This window comes from Mesorhizobium sp. M2E.F.Ca.ET.209.01.1.1, from assembly GCF_004010375.2.
GTDB lineage: Bacteria > Pseudomonadota > Alphaproteobacteria > Rhizobiales > Rhizobiaceae > Mesorhizobium.
The window spans coordinates 1-288 of the sequence record NZ_SADP02001218.1 but is presented as its reverse complement, the minus strand read 5'-3'; the positions used below and the strand labels follow the sequence as shown (position 1 = coordinate 288).

General features: G+C 64.9%; 1 protein-coding gene. It reads left to right on the top strand.

What is annotated here, in order from left to right:
- Positions 1-288: SDR family oxidoreductase (locus tag EN852_RS39810; RefSeq protein WP_135879973.1), on the top strand; the 288-nt coding region annotated here is incomplete at both ends.

Here is a 288-nt window from a genome sequence, read left to right as displayed (position 1 = left end):
CCAGAATTCCTTCGCGCTCAACGTGACGGCGGCGTTCTTCCTCACCCAGCGGCTTTTGCCGCATCTCAGCGCCGGCGCCTCGGTCATCAACATCTCGTCCTACTTCGCCCACAAGATGATCCCCAAGCGGCCGTCGAGCCTTTATTCGCTGTCCAAGGGCGCGCTGAACTCGCTGACCAAATCGCTCGCCTTCGAGCCCGGCCCGCGCGGCATCCGCGTCAACGCCATCGCGCCGGGCACCATCGACACCGCCATGCGGCGCAAAACGATCCTCAACCTGCCGGCCGA